Origin of the sequence: Actinoplanes sp. CA-030573 (genome assembly GCF_050951115.1) — a bacterium.
GTDB lineage: Bacteria > Actinomycetota > Actinomycetes > Mycobacteriales > Micromonosporaceae > Actinoplanes.
On record NZ_CP192038.1, the window covers coordinates 7,249,815 to 7,270,790 of the forward strand.

General features: G+C 69.5%; 21 protein-coding genes. 19 read left to right on the forward strand and 2 right to left on the reverse strand.

The window, feature by feature from the left end:
* Positions 1 to 267 precede the first annotated feature (267 nt).
* The 8 genes from ACQP2F_RS33325 to ACQP2F_RS33360 all read left to right on the forward strand — a co-directional run bounded on the left by ACQP2F_RS33325 (position 268) and on the right by ACQP2F_RS33360 (position 6,073).
* A complete protein-coding gene (locus ACQP2F_RS33325; RefSeq protein ID WP_433294523.1) occupies positions 268 to 1,431 on the forward strand; it encodes an IS110 family transposase in 1,164 nt (387 codons plus the stop codon).
* A gap of 610 nt (positions 1,432 to 2,041) precedes the next feature.
* Positions 2,042 to 3,253, forward strand: a complete 1,212-nt coding sequence (locus ACQP2F_RS33330; RefSeq protein WP_433294525.1) for a DUF932 domain-containing protein — start codon at positions 2,042 to 2,044, stop codon at positions 3,251 to 3,253.
* Between the two features lie 181 nt (positions 3,254 to 3,434).
* Positions 3,435 to 3,980, forward strand: a complete 546-nt coding sequence (locus tag ACQP2F_RS33335) for a hypothetical protein (protein WP_433294527.1) — start codon at positions 3,435 to 3,437, stop codon at positions 3,978 to 3,980.
* 202 nt (positions 3,981 to 4,182) lie between these two features.
* Complete coding sequence (locus ACQP2F_RS33340; protein ID WP_433294530.1) at positions 4,183 to 4,422, forward strand: hypothetical protein; 240 nt, start codon at positions 4,183 to 4,185, stop codon at positions 4,420 to 4,422.
* 79 nt (positions 4,423 to 4,501) lie between these two features.
* On the forward strand, positions 4,502 to 5,035 hold the full coding sequence (locus tag ACQP2F_RS33345) for a hypothetical protein (protein ID WP_433294532.1): 534 nt from the start codon (positions 4,502 to 4,504) through the stop codon (positions 5,033 to 5,035).
* Positions 5,032 to 5,283 carry a hypothetical protein gene (locus ACQP2F_RS33350; protein ID WP_433294534.1) on the forward strand — a complete coding sequence of 84 codons (252 nt, stop codon included), beginning with the start codon at positions 5,032 to 5,034 and terminating at the stop codon, positions 5,281 to 5,283. Before ACQP2F_RS33345 ends, ACQP2F_RS33350 begins: the two co-directional genes overlap by 4 nt.
* Entirely contained in the window at positions 5,280 to 5,678 is a 399-nt protein-coding gene (locus ACQP2F_RS33355; protein WP_433294536.1) for a hypothetical protein, read from the forward strand. The genes ACQP2F_RS33350 and ACQP2F_RS33355 overlap by 4 nt, the downstream gene beginning before the upstream one ends.
* Before the next feature lie 68 nt (positions 5,679 to 5,746).
* A complete protein-coding gene (locus tag ACQP2F_RS33360; RefSeq protein WP_433294538.1) occupies positions 5,747 to 6,073 on the forward strand; it encodes a hypothetical protein in 327 nt (108 codons plus the stop codon).
* A gap of 280 nt (positions 6,074 to 6,353) precedes the next feature.
* Here the strand turns inward: ACQP2F_RS33360 and ACQP2F_RS33365 are convergent, their stop codons facing one another.
* A complete protein-coding gene (locus ACQP2F_RS33365) occupies positions 6,354 to 6,638 on the reverse strand; it encodes a hypothetical protein (RefSeq protein ID WP_433294539.1) in 285 nt (94 codons plus the stop codon).
* Positions 6,639 to 6,662: 24 nt separating this feature from the next.
* On the opposite strand from ACQP2F_RS33365, the gene ACQP2F_RS33370 reads away from it, so the two are divergent.
* From ACQP2F_RS33370 to ACQP2F_RS33415, 10 genes are all read left to right on the forward strand, one after another.
* A complete protein-coding gene (locus tag ACQP2F_RS33370) occupies positions 6,663 to 7,325 on the forward strand; it encodes a hypothetical protein (RefSeq protein ID WP_433294541.1) in 663 nt (220 codons plus the stop codon).
* Between the two features lie 269 nt (positions 7,326 to 7,594).
* Positions 7,595 to 8,461, forward strand: coding sequence for a phosphoadenosine phosphosulfate reductase family protein (locus ACQP2F_RS33375; RefSeq protein WP_433294544.1), 867 nt, complete (start codon positions 7,595 to 7,597; stop codon positions 8,459 to 8,461).
* Positions 8,458 to 9,438 carry a hypothetical protein gene (locus ACQP2F_RS33380; RefSeq protein ID WP_433294546.1) on the forward strand — a complete coding sequence of 327 codons (981 nt, stop codon included), beginning with the start codon at positions 8,458 to 8,460 and terminating at the stop codon, positions 9,436 to 9,438. The genes ACQP2F_RS33375 and ACQP2F_RS33380 overlap by 4 nt, the downstream gene beginning before the upstream one ends.
* Before the next feature lie 29 nt (positions 9,439 to 9,467).
* The gene (locus ACQP2F_RS33385; RefSeq protein ID WP_433294548.1) at positions 9,468 to 10,598 is read left to right on the forward strand and encodes a hypothetical protein; all 1,131 of its coding nucleotides are present in this window, start codon (positions 9,468 to 9,470) and stop codon (positions 10,596 to 10,598) included.
* 298 nt (positions 10,599 to 10,896) lie between these two features.
* Positions 10,897 to 11,769: a hypothetical protein gene (locus ACQP2F_RS33390; RefSeq protein ID WP_433294550.1), complete on the forward strand. Its 873-nt coding sequence runs from the start codon at positions 10,897 to 10,899 to the stop codon at positions 11,767 to 11,769.
* 388 nt (positions 11,770 to 12,157) lie between these two features.
* Positions 12,158 to 13,099, forward strand: a complete 942-nt coding sequence (locus tag ACQP2F_RS33395; protein WP_433294552.1) for a GGDEF domain-containing protein — start codon at positions 12,158 to 12,160, stop codon at positions 13,097 to 13,099.
* 73 nt (positions 13,100 to 13,172) lie between these two features.
* Positions 13,173 to 14,021 carry a hypothetical protein gene (locus ACQP2F_RS33400; RefSeq protein ID WP_433294554.1) on the forward strand — a complete coding sequence of 283 codons (849 nt, stop codon included), beginning with the start codon at positions 13,173 to 13,175 and terminating at the stop codon, positions 14,019 to 14,021.
* Between the two features lie 166 nt (positions 14,022 to 14,187).
* Complete coding sequence (locus tag ACQP2F_RS33405; RefSeq protein WP_433294556.1) at positions 14,188 to 14,982, forward strand: DUF3846 domain-containing protein; 795 nt, start codon at positions 14,188 to 14,190, stop codon at positions 14,980 to 14,982.
* 196 nt (positions 14,983 to 15,178) lie between these two features.
* Entirely contained in the window at positions 15,179 to 15,820 is a 642-nt protein-coding gene (locus ACQP2F_RS33410; RefSeq protein WP_433294558.1) for a hypothetical protein, read from the forward strand.
* Between the two features lie 28 nt (positions 15,821 to 15,848).
* Positions 15,849 to 15,980, forward strand: coding sequence for a hypothetical protein (locus tag ACQP2F_RS33415; protein WP_433294560.1), 132 nt, complete (start codon positions 15,849 to 15,851; stop codon positions 15,978 to 15,980).
* Here ACQP2F_RS33415 and ACQP2F_RS33420 read toward each other — a convergent pair.
* Positions 15,969 to 16,463 (reverse strand): hypothetical protein, encoded by a 495-nt coding sequence (locus ACQP2F_RS33420; RefSeq protein ID WP_433294562.1) that lies wholly within the window; start codon positions 16,461 to 16,463, stop codon positions 15,969 to 15,971. The genes ACQP2F_RS33415 and ACQP2F_RS33420 overlap by 12 nt on opposite strands.
* Positions 16,464 to 16,677: 214 nt before the next feature.
* On the opposite strand from ACQP2F_RS33420, the gene mobF reads away from it, so the two are divergent.
* Entirely contained in the window at positions 16,678 to 20,973 is a 4,296-nt protein-coding gene (gene mobF / locus ACQP2F_RS33425) for a MobF family relaxase (protein WP_433294564.1), read from the forward strand.
* Positions 20,974 to 20,976: the final 3 nt, after the last annotated feature.

Sequence of the window (20,976 nt, forward strand, 5' to 3'; positions counted from 1 at the left end):
TGGGGTCACCGCCCACCGTTGCTGCCCCCTTGGTGTGAGGGCTTGCGGGAGTGTTAGCGGGGCCTGGCGGTCCGGGGCATCCCGACTGGCGACAGGGCTACTGCGCCGTTGAGCGCCCGTCAATGAGCGTCCGGCAGTGATGCCCCGGGACCTGGGTGCTTGTCCAGCTGATGCGAGCAGCGAGGTCAAGCAGCTTTGAGTGTGCAACACGAGCCGGGGTCGTCGCGAATGTTCGCGGGCGTCGACTGGGCTGAGAACAGTCACGTCGTGTGTGTGATCGATGACGAGGGTGAGGTCGTCGAGCGAGTCACGGTCACGCATGACAAGGCCGGTGTCGCCGGGCTGATCACATTGCTGTCCGGTCGTCAGGTGGCCGGGACGGGAATCGAGCGGGGCGACGGGCCCCTGGTGACGGCGTTGCTGGCGGCAGGGCTGACGGTGTTCGTGATCGCGCCGTCGCAGGTCAAGAACCTGCGGGGCCGGTATGGGTCGGCCGGTAACAAGGACGACCGGTTCGATGCGTTCGTGCTGGCCGATGTGGTCCGCACCGATCGGCGTCGGCTGGTCCCGCTGGTCTGTGACCGGGCGGACACGCAGGCGTTGCGGGCGTTGGTGCGGGCCCGGCAGGACCTGCTCGGGCATCGGCTGGCGATCGCTAACCAGCTGCGGGCGCATCTGCTGAGCGTGACGCCGGGCGTGGTGGGGCTGTTCGCTGAGCTCGACGCGCTGGTGTCGCGGGCGTTCATCGCCGAGTTCGGCACTCAGGACGCCGTGGACGCACTGTCCGAGGCCGTATTGACGCCGTGGTTGAAGGCGCGGCATTACCACGTCAGAACCGCCGCGACGCTGCTCGAACGACTCCGGTCGGCCGCGCCTGGTGTCCGGGGGCCGGCCGGGCAGGCCCTGGCCGGGGTCACTCAGGCCTATCTGAGCGCGCTGAACACGGTCATCCAGCAGATCGGCGTTCTCGAAGAGCAGATCGCCGCGGCTCTGGCCGAGCACCCGGACGCGGCGATCTTCACCTCGCTGCCGCGGGCCGGGACCGTCCGGGCGGCGTGGCTGCTGGCCGAGATCGGTGACTGCCGAGGCCGGTTCCCTACCGCAGCCGCTCTGGCCGGGCTGGCCGGGGTCACCCCGTCGACCCGGCAATCGGGCAACACCCGCATCGTCGCGTTCCGCTGGGCCGTCGACAAACACTTGCGCAACGCGGTCTGCAACTTCGCCGGCGACAGCCGCCTGGCCAACCCATGGGCTGCTGATCTCTACCAACAAGCCCGCGCCCGGGGCAAGAAACACAACCACGCCGTCCGCATCCTGGCCCGCGCCTGGATCACCATCATCTGGAAATGCTGGACCACCAACACCCCCTACAACCCGGCCGATCACCGCGCCCTGCAAAACCTACTCACCCCACCCCAGCCAACCGGTTGACACAGGGCACTCCCGCCGAGGCCGGGCCCGGCCTCCCGCCGAGGCCGGGCCCGGCCTGTCCTGGCCGCTGGCGCGTCCAGAGCGGACCGGCCGGACCCTTCATTCTGCGTGAGTGGCTGGGCTGTTGTTCCGGCCTGCGGCCGGTGGACCAGCCTCCGGCTGGTGCCGGCCCTTGGGGGGCCGGAGCGGTGCGGCCTTCGGCCGCGCTGTCCTTCCCTTTTCCGGCCACCGGGGGCTGACGCCCGGCAGTGTGGGCCCCGTTCGCCGGCCGTCAAATTCACCGCGGGCTCACAAAACATCATGCACACCCCGCATGATCTTTTGCTCGAAACCCCCGCGCCGAATTGGACTGCCGTCGCCCGGAGCCGTGGCGAACGAGTTCGCCCCCCGCCGTCCGAAAAAGGGCAGGACGCCCACGCTGTGCGCACGGTTGCGGCTGGTCGCGCGGTTCACGCTCACCGCCAGGTAAAAAGATCTTGACGGAAGTCCTGGTGAACGGAGATCCGGGGTGGACATTCAATCAAATATAGGGTATCTTAGTAGTTGTCCGGGAAGGGAAGGCAAGCCCCGACCAGACAACCCAAACCACCAACCCGAAAGGGAAGACATCGTGACGATCGTCGCCAACCCCGACGTCAACGAGCAGTTCGCGCAGACCCGTGCCGCCCAGTTCGAGGCAGCCCAGCAGGCCACGGCCGACTTTGACCGGCGCATCGCCGAGGGCAAGCTCACCCCGCTGGGCAACGACCGGTTCCGGGTGACCGAGCCGGGAAGCTGGGACGACGGTGAGGTCTTGCTCCGGCAGAACGGGCAGATCCTGCCGCAGCACGGATTGGACACCACCACCGGCAGCGCCGCCCTCTATAGCACCACCCCGGCGTGGCACGGGCTGGGCAACATCGTGCCTGGCGGCACCAGCGACATCGACGAGGTGCTTGACCTCGGGGGCATCAACTTCCGGGTGGAGCGGCGACCGGTGCTGTTCCAGCCCGAGCCCGAAAGTTCGCCGATCATGCTGCCCGACCAGTTCGTCAACTTCCGCGACGACACCTATGCGGGCCTCGGGGTCGTCGGAGCCCGCTACGAGGTGATCCAGAACCGGCAGGCGTTCGAGTTCCTTCAGGACCTCGTGGACGACTACGGCGTCATCTGGGAGTCCGCCGGAGCGCTGCGCGAGGGCCGCAAGGTGTTCGTCTCCATGCGCCTGCCGCAGACGATCACCATCGACGCCGAGGGCATCAACGACGAGATCATCCCGTTCGTGGTGGCGATCAACTCCCACGATGGGTCGAGCCTGTTCCAGAACGTCGTGACCCCCTGGCGGCCGCTGTGCGGCAACACCGAGCGGTTCGCCGTCCGCGACGCGTACGCCCGCTGGGGCGTGAGGCACACCAAGAACGCCGCCGAGCGTATCGAGGAGGCCCGGCGCACCCTCAAGCTGTCGATCAAGTATTACGACGAGTTCGCCGCCGAGGAAGAGGCCCTGGCCCGCACCGAACTCGCGCTCTCGGAGTTCCACCAGGTGGTCGACCAGCTGTGGACGGCTCCCGACGAGTTCGCCTCGGACAAGACCAAGGGCAACCACCAGCGCCGGATGAACGTGCTCAACGAGCTGTGGGCCAGCAACACCGACAAGCTGGGCCGCACCGCCTACGCCGCCGAGCGCGCGATCACCGAGTACGCCGACTGGAAGACGCGGATGCGCCCGACCGGCAACCTGCGCGGTAACAACCTCGCCGCGCGCGCCACGGCCGTGCTGGAGGGCACCGCCGACGACAAGAAGAGCCAGGCCCACCGCCTGCTCATGCAGGTGCGCCGCTGACCGGCCCCCGGGGCGGGCGCGATCGCGCCCGCCCCGGGCTTCCCGCCGTGCGAACCGCCTTCGGGACCGCGCCGCGCGTAGGCCGCGTGGCGCGGTGCATCGAGCACCCGCCCCGCGGGCTGCCGCGCGCCTCACTCACGCCCCGAGACCACCAGACCACCCACCCCGCCGGAGAAACGCCATGTCAACGCTCACCGCCCGGCTACCCCAGGGCGTGCGGCTACCCGCCACCCTGCAACCCGACGACGCCCTCGACCTGATCAAAGCGCTCGCGGAGCACTACGGATGCGCCCACCTACTGATCACTCCCGACGAGGTCGAGGACCACCTCACCATCAACCGCAACGCCGCTCGTGGCCAGCAACGCCGGCGGCTCACCGCCGAGGAATGGACACGCCTCTACGGCACCGACGCGTGGCGGAAACTGGCCGCAGCCGCGCACGCCGTCACCACCCGGACCGTCCTCACTGCAATCCGGCAAGCCGCCCTCGAATGCGTCCGATGCGCCACCCCGCTCACCGGACCGCCCACCGCCACCTGGGGCCACTGCCCGGCCTGCCTCATCGGCGCCGACATCGACGACCTCCGCCGCCGACCGTGCCCGGCCGCCGGAGCCGACACGCCCCACCGCTGGGGAACTGACACGTGCGACCACTGCGGCATCCCTGCCGCCAACCCACCCGCCATCGCCGCGCGCCGACTCACCGCCCTGCCCGCCGCCGCCTGAACAAAGCCTCCCCTGGTGGTTAAAGGGCTGCCGACCGCTTGCCAACCCCACCGGTCGGCAGCCCCACCCACCAGCAAAAACACGGATCGATAGTTGCCCAGGCCTATCCACTCCCGCCAAAACATGGTATCTTAGTAGCTGTACGGGAGGGTAGGCAAGCCCCGACCGGACGACCCAAACCACCGACCCGGGAGGACAACCCATGCCCGTCAACCACGCCGACCCCTACGTCCCGGCCATCATCGACGGCATCAGCTACAGGCCCACCCCGGCCGCGTACCACGGCACCGAAGACCACGAATACGTGTGGCCCGGCCGCCCCGTCGTCGAGGGTGACTGGCCCCGGTCGCGGCCCGAGGACTGCGACAGCGACTACGACACCGCATGGCTGATGAACGGCCAGATCCTCGTGTGCACGGGCTGCGGCCTCGACTGCTCCTGACCAGTACGTTGCCGAGCGCCCAACCGGGCGCTCGGCCCTCAGGCGCGACAACACGCCCAGTCCCGAGAGGAACCCGGCAATGCCCGACTTCACCGAACTGGCGGAGATGCAGTTCGCCCGGCTCACCAGCACCGAGCAGCGCGCACTGCTGCGCCGCATCTTCTACACGCTCGAATACGACGACGAGGGAGCGCCAGGCGTTGAGCTCAGCAGCGACGTCATGGACGCCATCCCCCGACTGTTCGCCACCTACGGCGTCACCTTCACCAACCCCGACACCGCACCCACCCAGTTCCGCTACAACGACCACCGCAACGACCAGGGCCAGCGATGCGCCCACGCACGACAACCGGCACCCCCACCACGCAGCTGGGGCGGGACGATAGACCCGCCGTGGTGCCCGAACGGCTGCCTGGGCAGCATCATCGAAGGCAGCGCACCCGACGACGAGCCACAGGCGCCCGCCGGCGACATCGTCGCGATCGAGCCGCCCACGAAACGGCAGACCGACGACCCGACGGCACGGCCGGCCGACGCCGCGCCCACGTCCGCGAAGTCCGGCGACCAGGACCACCCATCGAGCGCCGCCGCCCGACCCGAGGACGCATCGTGACCATCATCGGCCCCGACACCGACCTCACGCCGTTCGTCGGCATGCCGGTCCTGTTCGCCCGCGAGATCAACGGACACCGGTACCACTACGAAGGCACGTTTACGAGCCTGAGGCACAACCGCGAACACCCGCGGCCCGAGTTCCGTCGCGACGACGCAGGCGGCACGTTCGCCTACGTCGAAGACAGCCAGCGCAAGTCGACCGGCATGCACGTGCCGTACGGCTCGACCATCAAGGTGACGACGTGAGCACCCCGACCCCCTACACCGCCCTGTGCGGACACCCCGAATGCGACCCATACCAGCGCCGCAACTCGACCCTCGACGACCAAGGCGACGTAGTCCTCTACCACGCGTGCACCGGCATCAAGTACGTGTTCCGCGACCAGGTATGCCATGGGCTGATCCTGCGACGCGACTGGACCCTGACCCGCGAAGGGGAGAACACACCGGCCGCCGCCCTCACCCAAGTCGCCGACCGGGCATGGACCGCCTCGTGGCCGTCCGGGCGGGTGTTCCTGCGCCACGACACCGGCTACGGACTGATCGCCAGGACCGCGCGCAGGCTGCTGACGCCCGCGAAATGCTGCGGGAAACAGCGTGATCCGGCGGGTGGCACTCCCTCCATAAATATGGTATTTTAGTTGTTGCGCGGGAGGGGAAGGCAAGCCCCGACCGGACGATCCCGAACCACCAACCGAAAGGAACCGGCATGCACGACCCCAAGGCAACAGCCACGGAAGCCCCCGCCGACCGGCGTACGGCCCGCATCGAAGTCGAGAACTTCGCGACCACCCTGTACGTCCTCGACGACACCAGCCGCAGCACCACCCGCAGCCGTAAGCGGGCGAAGGTCGTGTGGAGCGAGCGCGACGGCGGAACCTGCATCGACGCCGCCGACCGCGCGCTGGCCGACCTCGGGTACCAGCGGATCACCGACTGGACCAACGCCGACGACCAGCCGCCCTCGCACGCCATCGGCGACCGCAACGGTTGGCACTTCGCCACCGTCACCCTCCAGCCGACCGCCCAGAGCTGACCCTCACCCCGGGGGGGTGCGCCCGCCCCCGGGCCTGGCCGCACGCCACGGCGTACCAGACGCTCATCACACACCGCCCGTGCGCTCGCCGGATCACCGTACCGGCTGCGTGCCGAAGCCGGATCCCGGCGTGCATCGAGCACGCGGTCTCCGGGCTGCCGCCCGTCCCGCTCACGGCCGCAATTCATCAGCAGGGGCCCAGGGCCCTGCGCAACCGCAATCGCATCACCCGCGAGCGCACGACGACGTTCTCTCGCCGCCGCCCGCCTCACCCCAGAGTTCATTTCGCCAACGCGGCCACCCGCGGACGCCGCCCAGCAAGCACCAGCTTCGCAACCGCCGGGCCGCCGAGCGGCGTATGACCGCGAGAGCACAGCACAGAAAACTGAGGCACCTGATCATGAAAACCATCGAAGCCGGTGGCTGGGAAGCAGACCTTCTTGCCCCTGGCGACGCCCTGGCACACGGAGGGGTCGTTGCCGACGATAGGGCCGGGATTCGTATTCGCCAGACCGAGCTGGTCAGCAGGCGCGCCGACCTCGCCACGTTCCTCGCCGTACTCCACGAGCAACTCATCGGCAGGCCGCTCATGGTGATCGACCCGCACATCCTGCTCGTCGGCGACCCCGCCGAACGGATCGTGCCGTACGGCCCGTACCCGGCCGCCGACCCCGACGGCAACGCGTACTCGAGGATGCAGGCGCTGGAACAAGCCAGCGAGCCCTTCCTCGAGCTGCAGCTACGGCCGATGACGGAACTCGCGCCGCTCGACCCTGACCTGCCGGCCGCCACCCACCGCACCATCACCGGCGACATCGAAGTCGACGGGATCGGCGCGATCAAGGCCGGTGAGCAGTACATCGTCACCGTCACCAACGGGCAGCCGACCAACGCGTACGCCCTGATCGGTCACGAGCTGATCGAGGCACACGACTTCACCGCCGACGGCACACCCGACTTCAACAACGGCTGTCGGCTCGACCCGTGCCGCGGCGAGGAAGGATTCTTCTACCCCGCGGTGGCGCTGCTGCGGCATCTCAACGAGTCCGATACCACGGCGTGGGCCCAGGCCGACCACGACGACCTGACCTCGGCCCTGCGACAGCTGGGAGTCGAATCCTGGACCTACGACGAGGCCCAGGAGTGCTACCGGATGTCGGCCGGTGACGGCGGCCAGGACTTCGTCATCCGGACACCAGCCGACGCCAAGGCCTACCTTGCCGGACTGCAGGCCGCCCAACTCGCCCGGTAACCCGTCACTGCGCTCGCGGACGAGCTCGCGGCAGGCCGTACGAGCCCCGCGCTGACGCCAGGATCGTCCAGCACCGCGCTGACATCGCGGCTCGCGGCACCTCCATGCAGTCAACGGCAGCGCCCCGCACGCCGACACCTCTACGTGATTCGCGTCCCCGCGAACGCCGATCTCCTCCCGCACCGCCCTGCACGACAACGCCGCGCCCGGCGGAAGGCAAGCCGCCGGGCGCAGCACCAGACCACTGCCTCTCCGGAAAGGACACCGCTGTGCCCAGCACGCCGGCGGCCTCGCGCCGCCCAGACCCAGCACCGCTGACGGCCACGCCTGATCTGGCCGCCTACGACGCGATCATCGTCAACTCCTCCGCCGGCAAGGACTCCCAAGCAGCCCTCGACGTCGTCGCGCACGCCGCCGACCACGCCCAGGTCATGCACCGCGTCATCGTGCTGCACGCCGACCTCGGCAACCTCGAATGGCCCGGCGTCCCGCAGCTGGCCGCCGTCCAGGCCGAGAACTACGGCCTGCCCCTGGTCGTGCGGCGCCGCGAGCAGAACGGGCTGCTCGACCTCATCCGCGACCGCGGCCGCTGGCCCTCCTCCCTGGCCCGCTACTGCACCTCGGCGATGAAACGCCAGCCGTCGCGCCGATTCATGACCCAACATGTCCGCCAGCTCGGCCTGGACCGGCCCGCCCGCATCCTCAACGTCCTCGGCCTGCGCGCCGAAGAATCTCACCACCGCGCCCAACACCCCACGCTCGGCCCCGACCCCGGCGCCTCGAACCTCACCCGCCGCCACGTCGACACTTGGCTCCCCATCCACGCCCTGACCACCGACCAGGTCTGGCAACGCATCCACACCAGCGGGGTCCCGCACCACAGCGCCTATGACCACGGGATGCGCAGACTCTCCTGCTCGATCTGCCCCCTGGCCGCCCGCGCCGACATCGTGCGCGCCTGCCAACTCCGCCCCGACCTCGCCCACACCTACCAGCAGCTCGAAAACACCATCGGTACGCCACTTCGGCCACGAATGTCGATCCGCGATGCGCTGGCCGAAGCCGCTGCCGGCGCCGCACCCGGCGACACGATCGCCGGCGGCCGCGCGCTGCCGGCCGGGACGTGGTCGTGGTGACCGCCCCCGCGTTCCTCGCCCCAGCCACCACCGTGACACCAACCGGTGCCGTTCCCAGCACGCCGGCGCCGCCGACCTTGCCGCCGGACGATCGGTGGCACCAGCGGTGGCGCAACCACCACCACACCTGGCAGCACCGCGACGGCCAGCCGTTCGACCCCGACCGCTTCGCCGTCGTCGAGCTTGACACCCGCGACGGCAAACACGCCGCCCGGCACCTGATCCTCGACCACCACTACGCCGCCTCTTGGCCGGCCGCCATGCACTGCTTCGGACTGATCGACCGCACGCCACAGCTCGACGACTACCCGGACCCGCACCCCAGCGCCAACACGCGGGCCGGGCGGCTCGTCGGCGTCGCCGTCCTGTCGGTACCCCAGCACGTCGCCGTCGTGGCCAAACCCTTTCCACGCCTGACCCCGTATCGCGAGGCAGCCGACCTCGGCAGATTCCTACTCCTCGACCCCGTCGCAGCCAACGCCGAGTCGTGGTTCCTCGCCCGCGTGTTCCGCCTCGCCCGCCAACACGGCGTCCGCGGCGTGGTCGCCTTCGCCGACCCGGTCCCACGCCGACGCGCAGACGGCACGCTCGTGCTCCCCGGTCACGTCGGCTGGTCCTACCAAGGACACAACGCCGTCTACCTCGGCCGCTCCACCCCGAGCCCGCAGATCCTGCTACCCGACGGCACCAGCCTGCCCGGCCGAGCCATCTCCAAACTCGCGGGCTCCGAACCCGGCGCCCGCGGTGTCGCCGCCCGCCTCCGCCAGCTCGGCGCCCCCGACCCGGACGCCGGCGAGACCCCCGCGGCCTGGCTCGCCCGCGCGTTGCCGGCCATCGGCGCCACCATCATCCGCCACCCCGGCAAACACAAATACGCCTGGCGCCTCGACCGCAGCCTGACCTCCCAACTCGGCCAGCCCACCCTGCCCTACCCGAAGAGCATCGACCCGATCACCGCCGTCGCAGGCCCACGATGAACGCGCCACAACGATGGAACGGTCCCGTCGTGCTCAACCTGGGCATGGGCGTCGACAGCGTCAGTCTCTTGACCCGCTTCATGCACGAACCGGACACCCGCACCTTCGACCTCGACCAGTTGATCACGATCAGCGCGATGACCGGCGACGAGCACGACGACACCGCCGACGCCATGAACCGCCACGTTCTACCCCTCATGCGCAAACATCGGCTGCGCTACGTCCAACTGTCTCGCGCCGGCCAAGCCACCTCGGCCGGAATCACCGTGCTCAACGACAGCCGCACGCCCGCCGCCATGCACATGCGCGGCCCGTGGGCGCTGTCCGACGAACTCGCCGCCAGCGGCACCCTGCCACCCGTCGCCCGACGTGCATGTTCCCAACGCGCGAAAGGCGACGTCATCGACCGGTGGCTCGCCACCGAACTCGCCGACACCCCATACCTGCACGTCAAGGGATACCGCCACGACGAGACCCGCCGGATCGCCGCCGACATCCACCCCGCCACGCACAACCGGCACCGCGACTACCCGCTGCACCGCTGGCAATGGCTACGCCCGCACGCGGCCGCCCACCTCCACGACACGTACGGAATCACCTGGCCGCGCAGCTGCTGCCGGTACTGCCCGTACCAACATTCACGCACCGGACTCGGCGCGCTCGTCGCGCGCTGGGCCGCCCTGCCCGACGGTGCCGTCCAAGCCCTCATCCTCGAGCGCCTGGCCCTCGCGCTCAACCCGCGTCAGGTCCTGTTCGGCACCCGCGCCGCATACCAGATCGTCGCCGACCACCCTCAGCTGCACGAGGCCGCCCGCACGGCTGAGCACCAGCTCGACACGATGCCCTGGGCCGTCTACGACGTCCGTCGAATCTTCCACGCCGCGTCCGCAGACCCGCAGCGTAAAGGCCACGCCTGGCGCAGCGTCCGCCGCCTGACCACCACCGAACGCGCCGACATCGAGCACGCCCTCCAGGATCACGCCGCCATGGACCGGCTCCCGGTCATCACCGACCAGCACGCCATCCCACGCGCGTGGCACCAGCATCCCGGCGACCGCTACCCGACGCTCGAGCGCTACCTCACCACCGCCCCAGCCCTAGCCAGGGACAAAGAGCGACCCCAGTTCGCCCGCGCCTGGCACCAACTCACCGGAACCTGACCCCACCAATAAATCGGCCGGCGGACACCCCGAAGGGAGTACGTCCCGCAAGGAACGTTCTGGCAAGACCGCCGGCCGACCCCAAACCACGTTTCCGGAAAGGAAGACGTGAACCGTGAGAATATCAGCCCCCAAGGCCACCACCCCACCTCCCGAGACCGCCCCACCGGCCGACCCAGCAGACCCGACGCCGCCACCACCCGTTCCACCTGCGCCACCAGCAGCCGGCCGGGCGAGGCCGGCGACACGACGCCGAACCAGGTCGCGGCCGCCCCCTGCCGTACGGCACTATCGGAGCATGCCCGCACCCGCAGCCGCCCCCCGCTGGCCCGTCGACCTCACCGGCGACCCCGCCGAGATCGTCGGCTCCACCGAGGCCGCCCGCGTCATCGGGCACCCCAAACCCAACCGCCTACCCCACGGCCTGCTCGACATCGCCGACCAAATCGAACGCAACGACGACGGCACCGTCAAACGCCGCGGCTGGAAACGCGAAACCCTCTGGCACTACGCCAACACCGTCATGGCCCGCCACACCACCACCATCGGCGAGCAGCTCATGCTCGACCGCGACGGCGTCGCCGACCGGCTCGGAACCCACATCAGCCGCGTCGACGCCTTCATCGCCGACGCCCCCGACAACGGATTCCCCGAACCGGTCGAAGGCCGCTGGTACGACGCCGCCGACATCGACGCATTCCAGGCCGCCCATCAGCAGCAGCAGAAAAAGCTCACGGAAATCGACTACACCGGAGATCCCGACGACCTGGTCACCAAGGCCGAAGCCGCACGCATCGCCGGCTACAACACAGCCGTCAGCATCAACAACTCCAGCCTGCTCGACACCCTGCTCGCTCTCAACAAACCCGAACACAACGCGACCATGCCCAGCGGCCGACCGCGCCTACGCTGGCCACGCCGCACCGTATGGCAAGCCGCCGAACAACGCACCGGCCGCACCGGACGCCCCCGCGGCGCCACCCGAACCATCGACCGCTCAGGGCCACCCGACGAACTCGTCGTCGCCACCGAAGCCGCCCGCATCCTCGGCTACAAACGCGTCGCCAACCTGCCCCGAACACTGCGCGACAACCCCGACGAACAAGGTCCACCACGCCGATGGAAACGAGCCACCCTCTGGGCCCACGCCTCCAACCCAACCAGCAAATAGGCTGACAGCCCGTCGACCCACCAAGCCAACAAGCAAAAGATCAACTTCGTAGGGTCAACTTCGTTTGTCGTACCTAGCTGCATGGTGCAGGCCGCTGCTCCCGCCGAGGCCGGGCCCGGCCGGCCCTGGCCGCTGGCGCGTCCAGAACGGACCGGCCGGACCCTTCATTCTGCGTAAATGGCTGGGCTGTTGTTCCGGCCTGCGGCCGGCGTACCAGCCTCCGGCTGATGCCGGCCCCTCGGGGGGCCGGAGCGGTGCGGCCTTCGGCCGCGCTGCCCTTCCCTTTTCCGGCCACCGGGGGCTGACGCCCGGGAGTGTAGGTTCCGTTCGCCGGCCGTCAAATCCGGTCCGGGCTCCCAAAACATCATGCTGAACTACGCATGATCTTTTGGTCGAAACCCCCGGCCCGGATTGGACTGCCGTCGCCCGGAACCGGGCGAACGAGTTCGCCCCCCGCCGTCCGAAAAAGGGCAGGACGCTGAAGCTGTGCGGACGGGTGTGGCTGGTCGCGCGGCTTGCGGTCACCGCCGGGCAAAAGGATCTTGACGGATGTGCCGGTGAACGGGGGTCCGGGGTAGACATCCAACCCAATATAGGGTATCTTAGTAGTTGTCCGGGAGGGGAAGGCAAGCCCCAACCGAGACAACCCAAACCACCAACCCGAAAGGGGACCGCAGTGGCCTTTAACGTCCTGCTCGCAGCCGCAATCCTCCTGCAAGCCGCGACCCTCACGGCCGGATACGCCATCTTCGTCCGGCAGCGCTTCACCATCGCCGCGCTCCTGCACCGCAGCACCACCGACAAGCTCACCGGCATCCCCAACCGCGACGCCGCCGACAACCGGCTGTCCGCCCTCATGTCGCACGGCATGGGCGCGAGCATCGCGTTCATCGACGTCGACAACTTCAAAATCATCAACGACACCCACGGCCACCGCGCCGGCGACGCCGCCCTGCGCTACGTCGCCGCCCGCCTCACCGAAGCCGTCGAGCCCTACATGGTCGCCCGCTACTCCGGCGACGAATTCCTCATCATCATCGACCGCACCGGGCTCTTCGTCGCCCAGCTCATCGCCCGCGCAGCCCTGCGCGCCATCGACGAAACCCCGTTCACCTATGCCAACAAGATCATCCCGGTCAACATCAGCATCGGCGTTGCCGTAGCCGACGACATCGACGACCCCGCCGAACTCCTGCGCCGCGCCGACCACGCCATGTACCACGCCAAGGACAACGGCGACATGACCGAAGTCGCATGGATGCCCGGCATGACCATGCCCGACCCCAGCACCACCGGCCGCCGCACCTTCCGCGACGCCACGACGCGCTGAACCCGCTACGCCCGCCCGCCAGGGCGGGCGTAGCACTCAGCCCGCGCCGCCCGATCGCAGAAGGAAACCAACCATGTTCGCCAGCCCCGACCACTTCGCCGAAGTCCCACAACTCTGCGGCACCTGCGAACACGAACACCTACCCTTCACCAGCCAACCCGACTGCCCCGGCTTCACCCTTCACCCCACAACCCGCGAGCAACTCGACGAGCGGGAACTGGCCGAACTCATCGAACTCGCCGGAGAGCGCACCCTGCTGAGCGTGGCCGAAAGCGCGAACGTGCTTCACATGCTCAAGACGTGGGAGTCCGAGGCCGAAACGCTCGGCTGGGACCGGCCGCCGATCCTCGCGGCCATCAGCGCCACGCAGCCCCACATCCCGGCACGGGCCGTCATCGCCCGCCAGACGATGACCCTTCACCCGCTGGCCCTGCCCGAATCGTTCTGGACACAGGCCCACCCCACCCACGCACTGCGAGCACTGACCGCCCGCGCGACCGACCACGGCGGATGGTGGCGGCAACAGCGACGCACAGCCGGATTCGACCCTGCCATCCCACAAATCGCATGGGCCTGGCGGTGGGAAGGGTGGATCAAAGCTCCCGAGCACCAGCACGAATCCGCCAACCACAACCCGAGACTCCGCGAGGACGAGGTCCGTTGCGTGCTCGCCGTCGACGCCGACGCCCGCCTCTACACGGTGATGCGCCGACGCTCCCAGCCCACCGAACTCTGGCGAGCCGATGTGGAAACACTCCCCGCCTATCGCCAGATCCGCCGCGACGCCTTCACCAGCACCGGCGGCGTACACGGGTCGACCAACGGCCAGCTCGACCCCGCCCACGACGTCCTAGCCCAACTGATGGCCGTTCAACGACGGGAGAACATCGAGCGAGCCCAGCGCAAAGCCCGAGGCCGATGACCCCGCCCGAGCGAAACGGCGCCCCAAAAAGATCTTGATTGATGCCCCCGGTCAACGGGGGCCAAGGTAGACACCCTGTCAAGAATAGGGTATCTTAGTTGTTGTCCGGGAGGGGAAGGCAAGCCCCGGCCGGACAACTCCAAACCACCAACCCGAAAGGGACAACGTGAGGTACGACCTCCCCGGAGTCGGAAACCGCGCTATCGCGGTCGGCTATGAGCAGACCACCGACACGTTCTACGGCTACGTGTTCGGCCGCACCGAGTCCAGCCCCATCTACGTCGACCACATCGAGAAAGCCAGCGACGGGCCCGCCGCCGCCCGCTCCGTCATCGACGCCGTCCGCCCGCACGTCACCACCGTCGCCCCCGGCATCGCGGAGACCCTGTACGCCAGCCGCCACACCGGCGACGTCGTCCCGCCTCGCGTGCTGCGCATCGGCGTGGTCGACGAGCACGGCTATTACCATGCCGGAACCCACTCCAGTGACCCCGACATCGACACGCTGTCCATCCTGCGCAAGCACGTGCGCGGACCCGTTGACCACGTCGACCTCGGAGCCGGGCTGGACGCATGGCTCAACGACGAGGGCATGTACACCATGGAACCCAACGTCTACGGCAGCCGAATGCTGTGGAGCCTCGGCGCGCACCGCCAGATGTTCCACGGCCCGATCGTGTTCACCTGCTACGACGGACCCGAGACCGTCAGCCTCACCGAGATGCACGCCCACCGGCTCAGCAACACCTACGACGCCACGTGGAACCCCAACGTGCGGTTCAAGGTCGGCGACACCGTCGCCGTCCGACTCAACCTCACCTCATGGACCTCGGTGAAAGTCACCCGCCGATACGGCAACCTAGAGCCCGGCCGCCCCGGATTCGACGCCCTCACGCTCTCCGGCCGGTCCCTCTACCTGTACGACCGGCAGGTCTTGCGCGTCATCGAGCGAATCTCCTGAGCGCCAGCTAACCGCCGTTCCGGCCCGCCTCACGCGGGCCGGAACGGCCAGCCCTGGCCAGCCTGGACGCGCCGTCGCCGAAGGTCGCGTCTCGGGCGCATCGAGCACCCGATCCACGGACCGCCCCGCTCGCCCTTTCTGCGCCGCCGGCCGCCATCGGCCACACACCCTCACGTCAAAACCACGGAGCTCCACCATGAACCGAATCGCCACCGCGACCACGCTCGACCACGCCACCGTCTGGTCCCGGCTGCCGATACCCGGACGACGCCCCATCGACATTCGCGAACGCGCCGCCGCCAACGCCACGATCACCTACCGCTTCGCCGGAGTGCGCGCCGCCGGCGCGCTCACCATCGTCCCGACCTTCGCCAACGATCTCGAAGCCATTCCCACAGCGATCCGTATCCGCCTCGGAATTCCCGGACCCCAAACCGACTGCCGCAGCGAAACCCGCACCGAACTTCCCGTCATCAACGGCGTCACCCTGCACGGCGAAATACCGGCAATCAACCCTGCCGAATACCTCGCCCGCACCCGCCCCAGGCTCTATTTTTCCCGCACCGGATCACGAGAACTGTCCGACGCCACCAACGACTACTTCTGCCAGATCCTCAACGCCATCATCGGCAGTTATCTCAAGCGGCCCCAAACCAGCAACGAGCGCCGCGCCGTAGCCATCCGCACCGCCGCCGGTCGCCTCACACGACTCGAACACCAGCACATCGCATCCGCGCGCGCCGCTCTCGACCTTCAGCTCTACCACCTCGCCGCCCTCGACCTCGCCGCCGACGACCTCCGGCACCTCACCCAGCACCCGATCTCGCCGATACGCTGACACCGTCCCGACAGAAAGGACACCCGCCATGCCCCTGATCAACAACGACCGCGCAGGACGACGCGCCGTCCGAGCCGGGCACATCGCCGCAGCTGTCGGCATCCTCGTCGCACTCGCCGCCGTCGCTCTGCTCATCACGGCCATCGCCCTACGCCCCTGAACCACTCGGCCGCTCCGTCAGCCCTTCCGCAACGATCCGGCTCGACGGACCGGCCGCCAGGCCCCCACCCGCTGACGCCGCATCTGGCCGAGACTCCACCACGGCCGCGCCCCCACGACCCAACCCGCGCGGACGGCCCGGCCCGCGCCGTTTCGCCAAGCCCTCCGTCAGCTCCGCCACCCGGGCCGAGACCGCCGCAGCATCCGCCCGCTTCTGCGCCTCCCGCACCCGCGCGACGCTCTCACCCGCGTAATCGGCGACCTCGGCAGCCGGGACCAACTCCGCCAACACCGCGAGCGCCTCATCGTGGCCGCCCTGCGCCTCACTCACGGCCGCATCCAAACGTTCGAGCTCCGCCGCTCGCCGATCCTGCGCCTTCTCCACCCCGCCCCGCGCCACGGCCACCGCCCGCAACGCCGATTCCTGCGCGGCGTGCCGCCGCCGCATCTGCTCAATCGCCACGTTCGTCGAATCACTCGCCATAACCACCAAACTAACGCCGCCCGCCCCTCCTGAAACCCCCTCTAGCAATCGTTCACAAAGAGGCTCAGAACAGCCTTGGAACCATTCAGTCGTGGCCCTATCGGTTACCACCTGCATAAATAGCTAGCCGGGCCTCTATCAGCTTCACCCCTAGCACACCCCCTGGCATTCATGGCGGCCGGAAAGGGGGTGGAAGCGTCGTATTGTTCGGTGCATGCTCTCGGTTACGCGCATTGCGCCGGGGCTCGGCATCGAGTATCTGACCCGGCAGGTCGCCGCCGACGGCCACCAGTTCCGGCCGGCCGCGGACGCTTCTGTGGCCGCCTATCACGCCGATCCGGCGGCGCGCGGCGAGGCGCCGGGCTGGTGGGCCGGCGACAGCACCGCCCTATTCGGCGTGAGCGGCACGGTGTCCAACGAGCAGATCAAGCGGCTGATCGGCGCCGGGCAGCATCCGGCCACCGGTAAACAGCTTGGGCTGATGTGGCGCCGGTACCGGCCGATGGACGATGCCGCACGCCAAGCCGCGGTCGAGAAGGCGTGGGCTGCGCTGCCGGATGACGCCACGTACGAGCAGGTCGCCCGCGCGTGGCTGCGGATCTGGACCGCGCCCGAGCGCCGGCCCTTGGCCGGGCTGGACGTCACCGTCTCGCCTGTCAAAGGCGTCTCGTTGTTGTGGGCGTTCGGGAACGAGCAGGTCAAAGCGGAGGTGATGGCGGCCCACCACGCCGGGGTCCGGGCCGCCATCGCGCATCTGCGCGAGCACGGCGCCTTCACCCGGCTTGGCGCCAACGGCCTCGTACAGGTCGACACCGACGGGCTCGCTGTCATGGTCTACGACCACCGCATGTCCCGGGAACGAGACCCGCAGCTGCACTCGCACATCATCGTCTCTTCCAAAGTCCGGGTGATCAGAGACGGGCGTGAGCACTGGCTCTCGCTGGACAGTCGCGCCTTTTACCAGGCCAGCATTGGGGCGCGGGCGGCCTACGAACGCGCCGTGGAAGCCGAGCTCGGCCGTCGGCTCGGCGTGACGTTTTTGGCCCGCGGCGCTAGCGCCATCCGGGAAGTCGTCGGCATCAGCACCCGGGCCCTGCGGCAGTACGCGAAACGCCGCGCGGCGATCGAAACCGACCTCGAGGACCGCGTCGCCGATCCGGCCGGCGGGCGGCCGCGCGTAGCCGCTGCGCCGTGGCGGCGCATGGCCCAGGTCTCCACCCTGCGGACCCGCCCCGCCCCGCAGACCGGCGAGTCCACCGAACAGGCCGTCCACCGGTGGCGGCGCGAAGACCTAGCGGCCGGCCTCGACACCGCCGCCGAGGTCGCACAGATCGTCCGCGGGCAGGCGGTCGATGACACCGGTCGCGCCGCGCAGCGCATCATCACTCGGGCAGGCGCCGAACTCGACGGCGCTCGCGCACTGGAAGTCGGGGACCTGCACCGGGCTGCGCTGGCCGCGGGCGTCGTCGGTGACCGCAAAGACGCGGTCGTCGCCGAGGCGATCCGGCGGGTGCCGCACCTGGCCGTCGAACGCGCGGTCGCGGACGTCACCGAGCAGCGGGCGGTCTTCGGACTCGACCACCTCGAACTCGCCCTGGGCCGCATCCTGCACGTCGACCCCACCACCGGAACGCAAGTCGACTGGGCGCAGGTACAGCAGCTGGCCGCCGATGCCGTCCAGCAACGGCACGCCGGACTGCGGGTCCTGACCCCGCCCGCGCTCGTCGAGTGGGGCGAAACCCTCGTGCGGGGCAGCGACCGGCAGAGCATCTACAGCCGCCACCGCGACCTCAAACTGTCCACGCGCGCGGTCCTGGCCGCCGAGCACGAGGTCATCGCCTACGCCAGCCGCCGCGGCGCGAGCGCCGCCCCGAGTGACCTGTTGGACGAGGTCGCCGACCGGCTCGACCTGCGCGCGGAGAAACGCGCCGCCCTGCACTTCGCCGCCGGTGACGACCGCAGGGTCACCGGCATCGTCGGCCCCGCCGGCAGCGGAAAAACCTACCTCCAGCGGGCCGTCGGCCTCGCCGCCCAACAAGCGGCGATCCCGGTGATCGGGCTGACCGTCGGGCAGAACGCCGCGTACGTCCTCGCCGCCGCCACAAAAGAAGGCGGCCTGCCGGGTATCCGCACCGAGAACATCGCCATGTGGCTGCACGCCCAAGACGCGCCCCCAGCAGGAACCCGGGCCGAGAACTGGCAGTTCCGACCCGGCCAGTGGGTCATCATCGACGAAGCATCCCAGGTCTCCACCCACGACCTCGTCCGCCTCACCCGACTCCTGGACGCCGTCAACGGGAAAATGATCATGGTCGGCGACCCTGAGCAGGTGAGCGCGGTCGGACCCGGCGGCATCTTCCGCTACCTCACCTCACTCGGCCACACCACCGAACTCACCGAGATCGCAAGGTTCACCGAGACCTGGGAAGGCCCCGCCTCACTACGGCTGCGAGCCGGGGACACCACCATCCTGGCCGAATACGACCGGCACCAGCGAATCCTTCCCGGACATCGAGCCGACCTCATCAACGAGATCGTCACCGCCTGGACCGGTGACATCCTCGCCGGCCGCGACTCGCTGATCATGGTCGAAACCGAAGCCGAAGCGGCCGACATCGCCGCCCTGGCCCGGCGCCGGCTCATCGGCGCCGGGATCGTCGCCGACGGGCCTACCGTCGAACTCGCCGACGGCACCCGGGCCGGGGTCGGCGACACGATCGTGACCCGACGCAACAACCGCAAGCTGATCGCCGGGGACCGGTTCGTCGCCAACCGCGACCAATGGCGCGTCACCCACCTGCACGACAACGGGGACCTGGACGTCACCAACACCGTCACCGACGCGACCAAGACACTGCCCGAGCGCTATGTCGCCGAGCACGTGCGGCTCGCGTACGCCGCCACCGTCGACTCCGCCCAAGGGCGCACCGTCGACATCGGCCGCGCGATCGTCGACGAACGCACCAGCCGCGCGCGGCTCTATGTCATGGCCACCCGCGGCCGGCACTTCAACGAAATCGGCGTCGTCGTCGAAGACGAACCACCCGAAGGGCACCCGCAGGCGCCGCGCGCGGCCGGGATCGCCGTGCTCGCCGACATCCTGCGCGCCGACACCACCGACCGTTCGGCCACCGAAACCCGCCACACTCTGTGGGCCGACCACGACAGCTTGCACTACTGGGCGCCCGTCTACGACGACCTCACCGCCCGCGCCAACACCGACAAGTACGTGGCCATCGCCCGCACCATCGCCGACCCCGACGTCGCCGCCAACCTCGCCTCCGACCCGGCGCTGCCCGCTCTGCTCACCCGCCTGCAGAACCTCGCCGCCGCCGGCTACGACCCCGAACAAGTCCTCGCCGCGGTCATCACACCCCGCGAACTCGACACCGCGAACGGGGTCGCCGCCGTTCTCACCTACCGCATCGACCGGGCCTACCACGACCTACAGCCCGACCCGGCCGTCGCCCTCAGCCCGGCCCAGAGCGCCTCCTACACCGCCCGCCTCCCCGAAGCCGACGGCGACATCGGCGACGCCCTCGACCAGGTCGCCGCGATCTGCGACACCCGGATCACCGCCCTCGCCGAACTCGCCGCCGACCATCGACCCGCCTGGACCACCGCCCTCGGCCCGGTGCCCGACGACGAACCCGGACGCCGGCAATGGCTCGCCGGCGCCGCGGTCGTCGCCGCCTACCGCGACCGCTACGCCCACACCGACGCCGACCCCATCGGCCCCGAACCGGTCATCGGCGCCGACCCGCAACGGTGGGGAGCCTGGTGGCGCGCGCAGACCGTCATCGGCGTCGCCACCCTCACCGGCCAACTACGGGCCGCCACCGAGACGGACCTGCGCGAAGTCGTGAGTCTGCAACGTGCGGCTGATCGGCAGGCACCCGACTATGCCGGCGGGAAACTCCGCGTCGCGCATCTTCAGGTCATCGTCGCCGAGCAACACGTCACCGACACCCGGCTCGCGCTCGCGAGCGCGCAGCAGGACGCCACCACCAAGGCGAAGCTCGCCGACGCCAGCACACCTCGCTGGTGGCACGTCGGCCCGCTGCGCACCCGCGCGGTCGCCCAGCACACCGCCGCGACCACCGCAGCGAACCGCGCTGCCGACCGCCTCGAGACACTTGAAGAAACTCTTGATCAGGCCCGCGAACGCCTCGCCGAGGCCCGTAACACGCTCACCCCGCTGGAGCAACAGCACCACACCTGGGGCACCTGGTACCGCGAGCAGTTGCCCACACGCTATGCCGGCCTCGCCGCAAACGCCGAACTCGTCCGCCGCCAGCAGCAACTCCGCCAGGACGTCCAGGCGCTCGGCGACGCCGTCCGCGCCACCACCGACAAGGTCCGCGCAGTCGACGCCACCCAGCCCCGGCCGCACCAGCGGCCGGTTCCGCAGCGGCTCGCCGAGCACGCTGACACCGTCCGCGCGCGGTACGCCGGTGCCGAGGACGTCGACCCGCGCGACGACCTGAACCCCGATCCGGACCTCGGCTGAAAG

What these genes read in the sequence shown, in the direction of transcription:
- ACQP2F_RS33335 (WP_433294527.1), top strand. Translation starts at nt 3,435, where the DNA reads ATGTCAACGCTCACCGCCCGGCTACCCCAGGGCGTGCGGCTACCCGCC.
- ACQP2F_RS33340 (WP_433294530.1), top strand. Translation starts at nt 4,183, where the DNA reads ATGCCCGTCAACCACGCCGACCCCTACGTCCCGGCCATCATCGACGGC.
- ACQP2F_RS33345 (WP_433294532.1), top strand. Translation starts at nt 4,502, where the DNA reads ATGCCCGACTTCACCGAACTGGCGGAGATGCAGTTCGCCCGGCTCACC.
- ACQP2F_RS33360 (WP_433294538.1), top strand. Translation starts at nt 5,747, where the DNA reads ATGCACGACCCCAAGGCAACAGCCACGGAAGCCCCCGCCGACCGGCGT.
- ACQP2F_RS33370 (WP_433294541.1), top strand. Translation starts at nt 6,663, where the DNA reads ATGGTGATCGACCCGCACATCCTGCTCGTCGGCGACCCCGCCGAACGG.
- ACQP2F_RS33390 (WP_433294550.1), top strand. Translation starts at nt 10,897, where the DNA reads ATGCCCGCACCCGCAGCCGCCCCCCGCTGGCCCGTCGACCTCACCGGC.
- ACQP2F_RS33400 (WP_433294554.1), top strand. Translation starts at nt 13,173, where the DNA reads ATGTTCGCCAGCCCCGACCACTTCGCCGAAGTCCCACAACTCTGCGGC.
- ACQP2F_RS33410 (WP_433294558.1), top strand. Translation starts at nt 15,179, where the DNA reads ATGAACCGAATCGCCACCGCGACCACGCTCGACCACGCCACCGTCTGG.
- ACQP2F_RS33415 (WP_433294560.1), top strand. Translation starts at nt 15,849, where the DNA reads ATGCCCCTGATCAACAACGACCGCGCAGGACGACGCGCCGTCCGAGCC.
- ACQP2F_RS33420 (WP_433294562.1), bottom strand. Translation starts at nt 16,463, where the DNA reads ATGGCGAGTGATTCGACGAACGTGGCGATTGAGCAGATGCGGCGGCGG.
- mobF (WP_433294564.1), top strand. Translation starts at nt 16,678, where the DNA reads ATGCTCTCGGTTACGCGCATTGCGCCGGGGCTCGGCATCGAGTATCTG.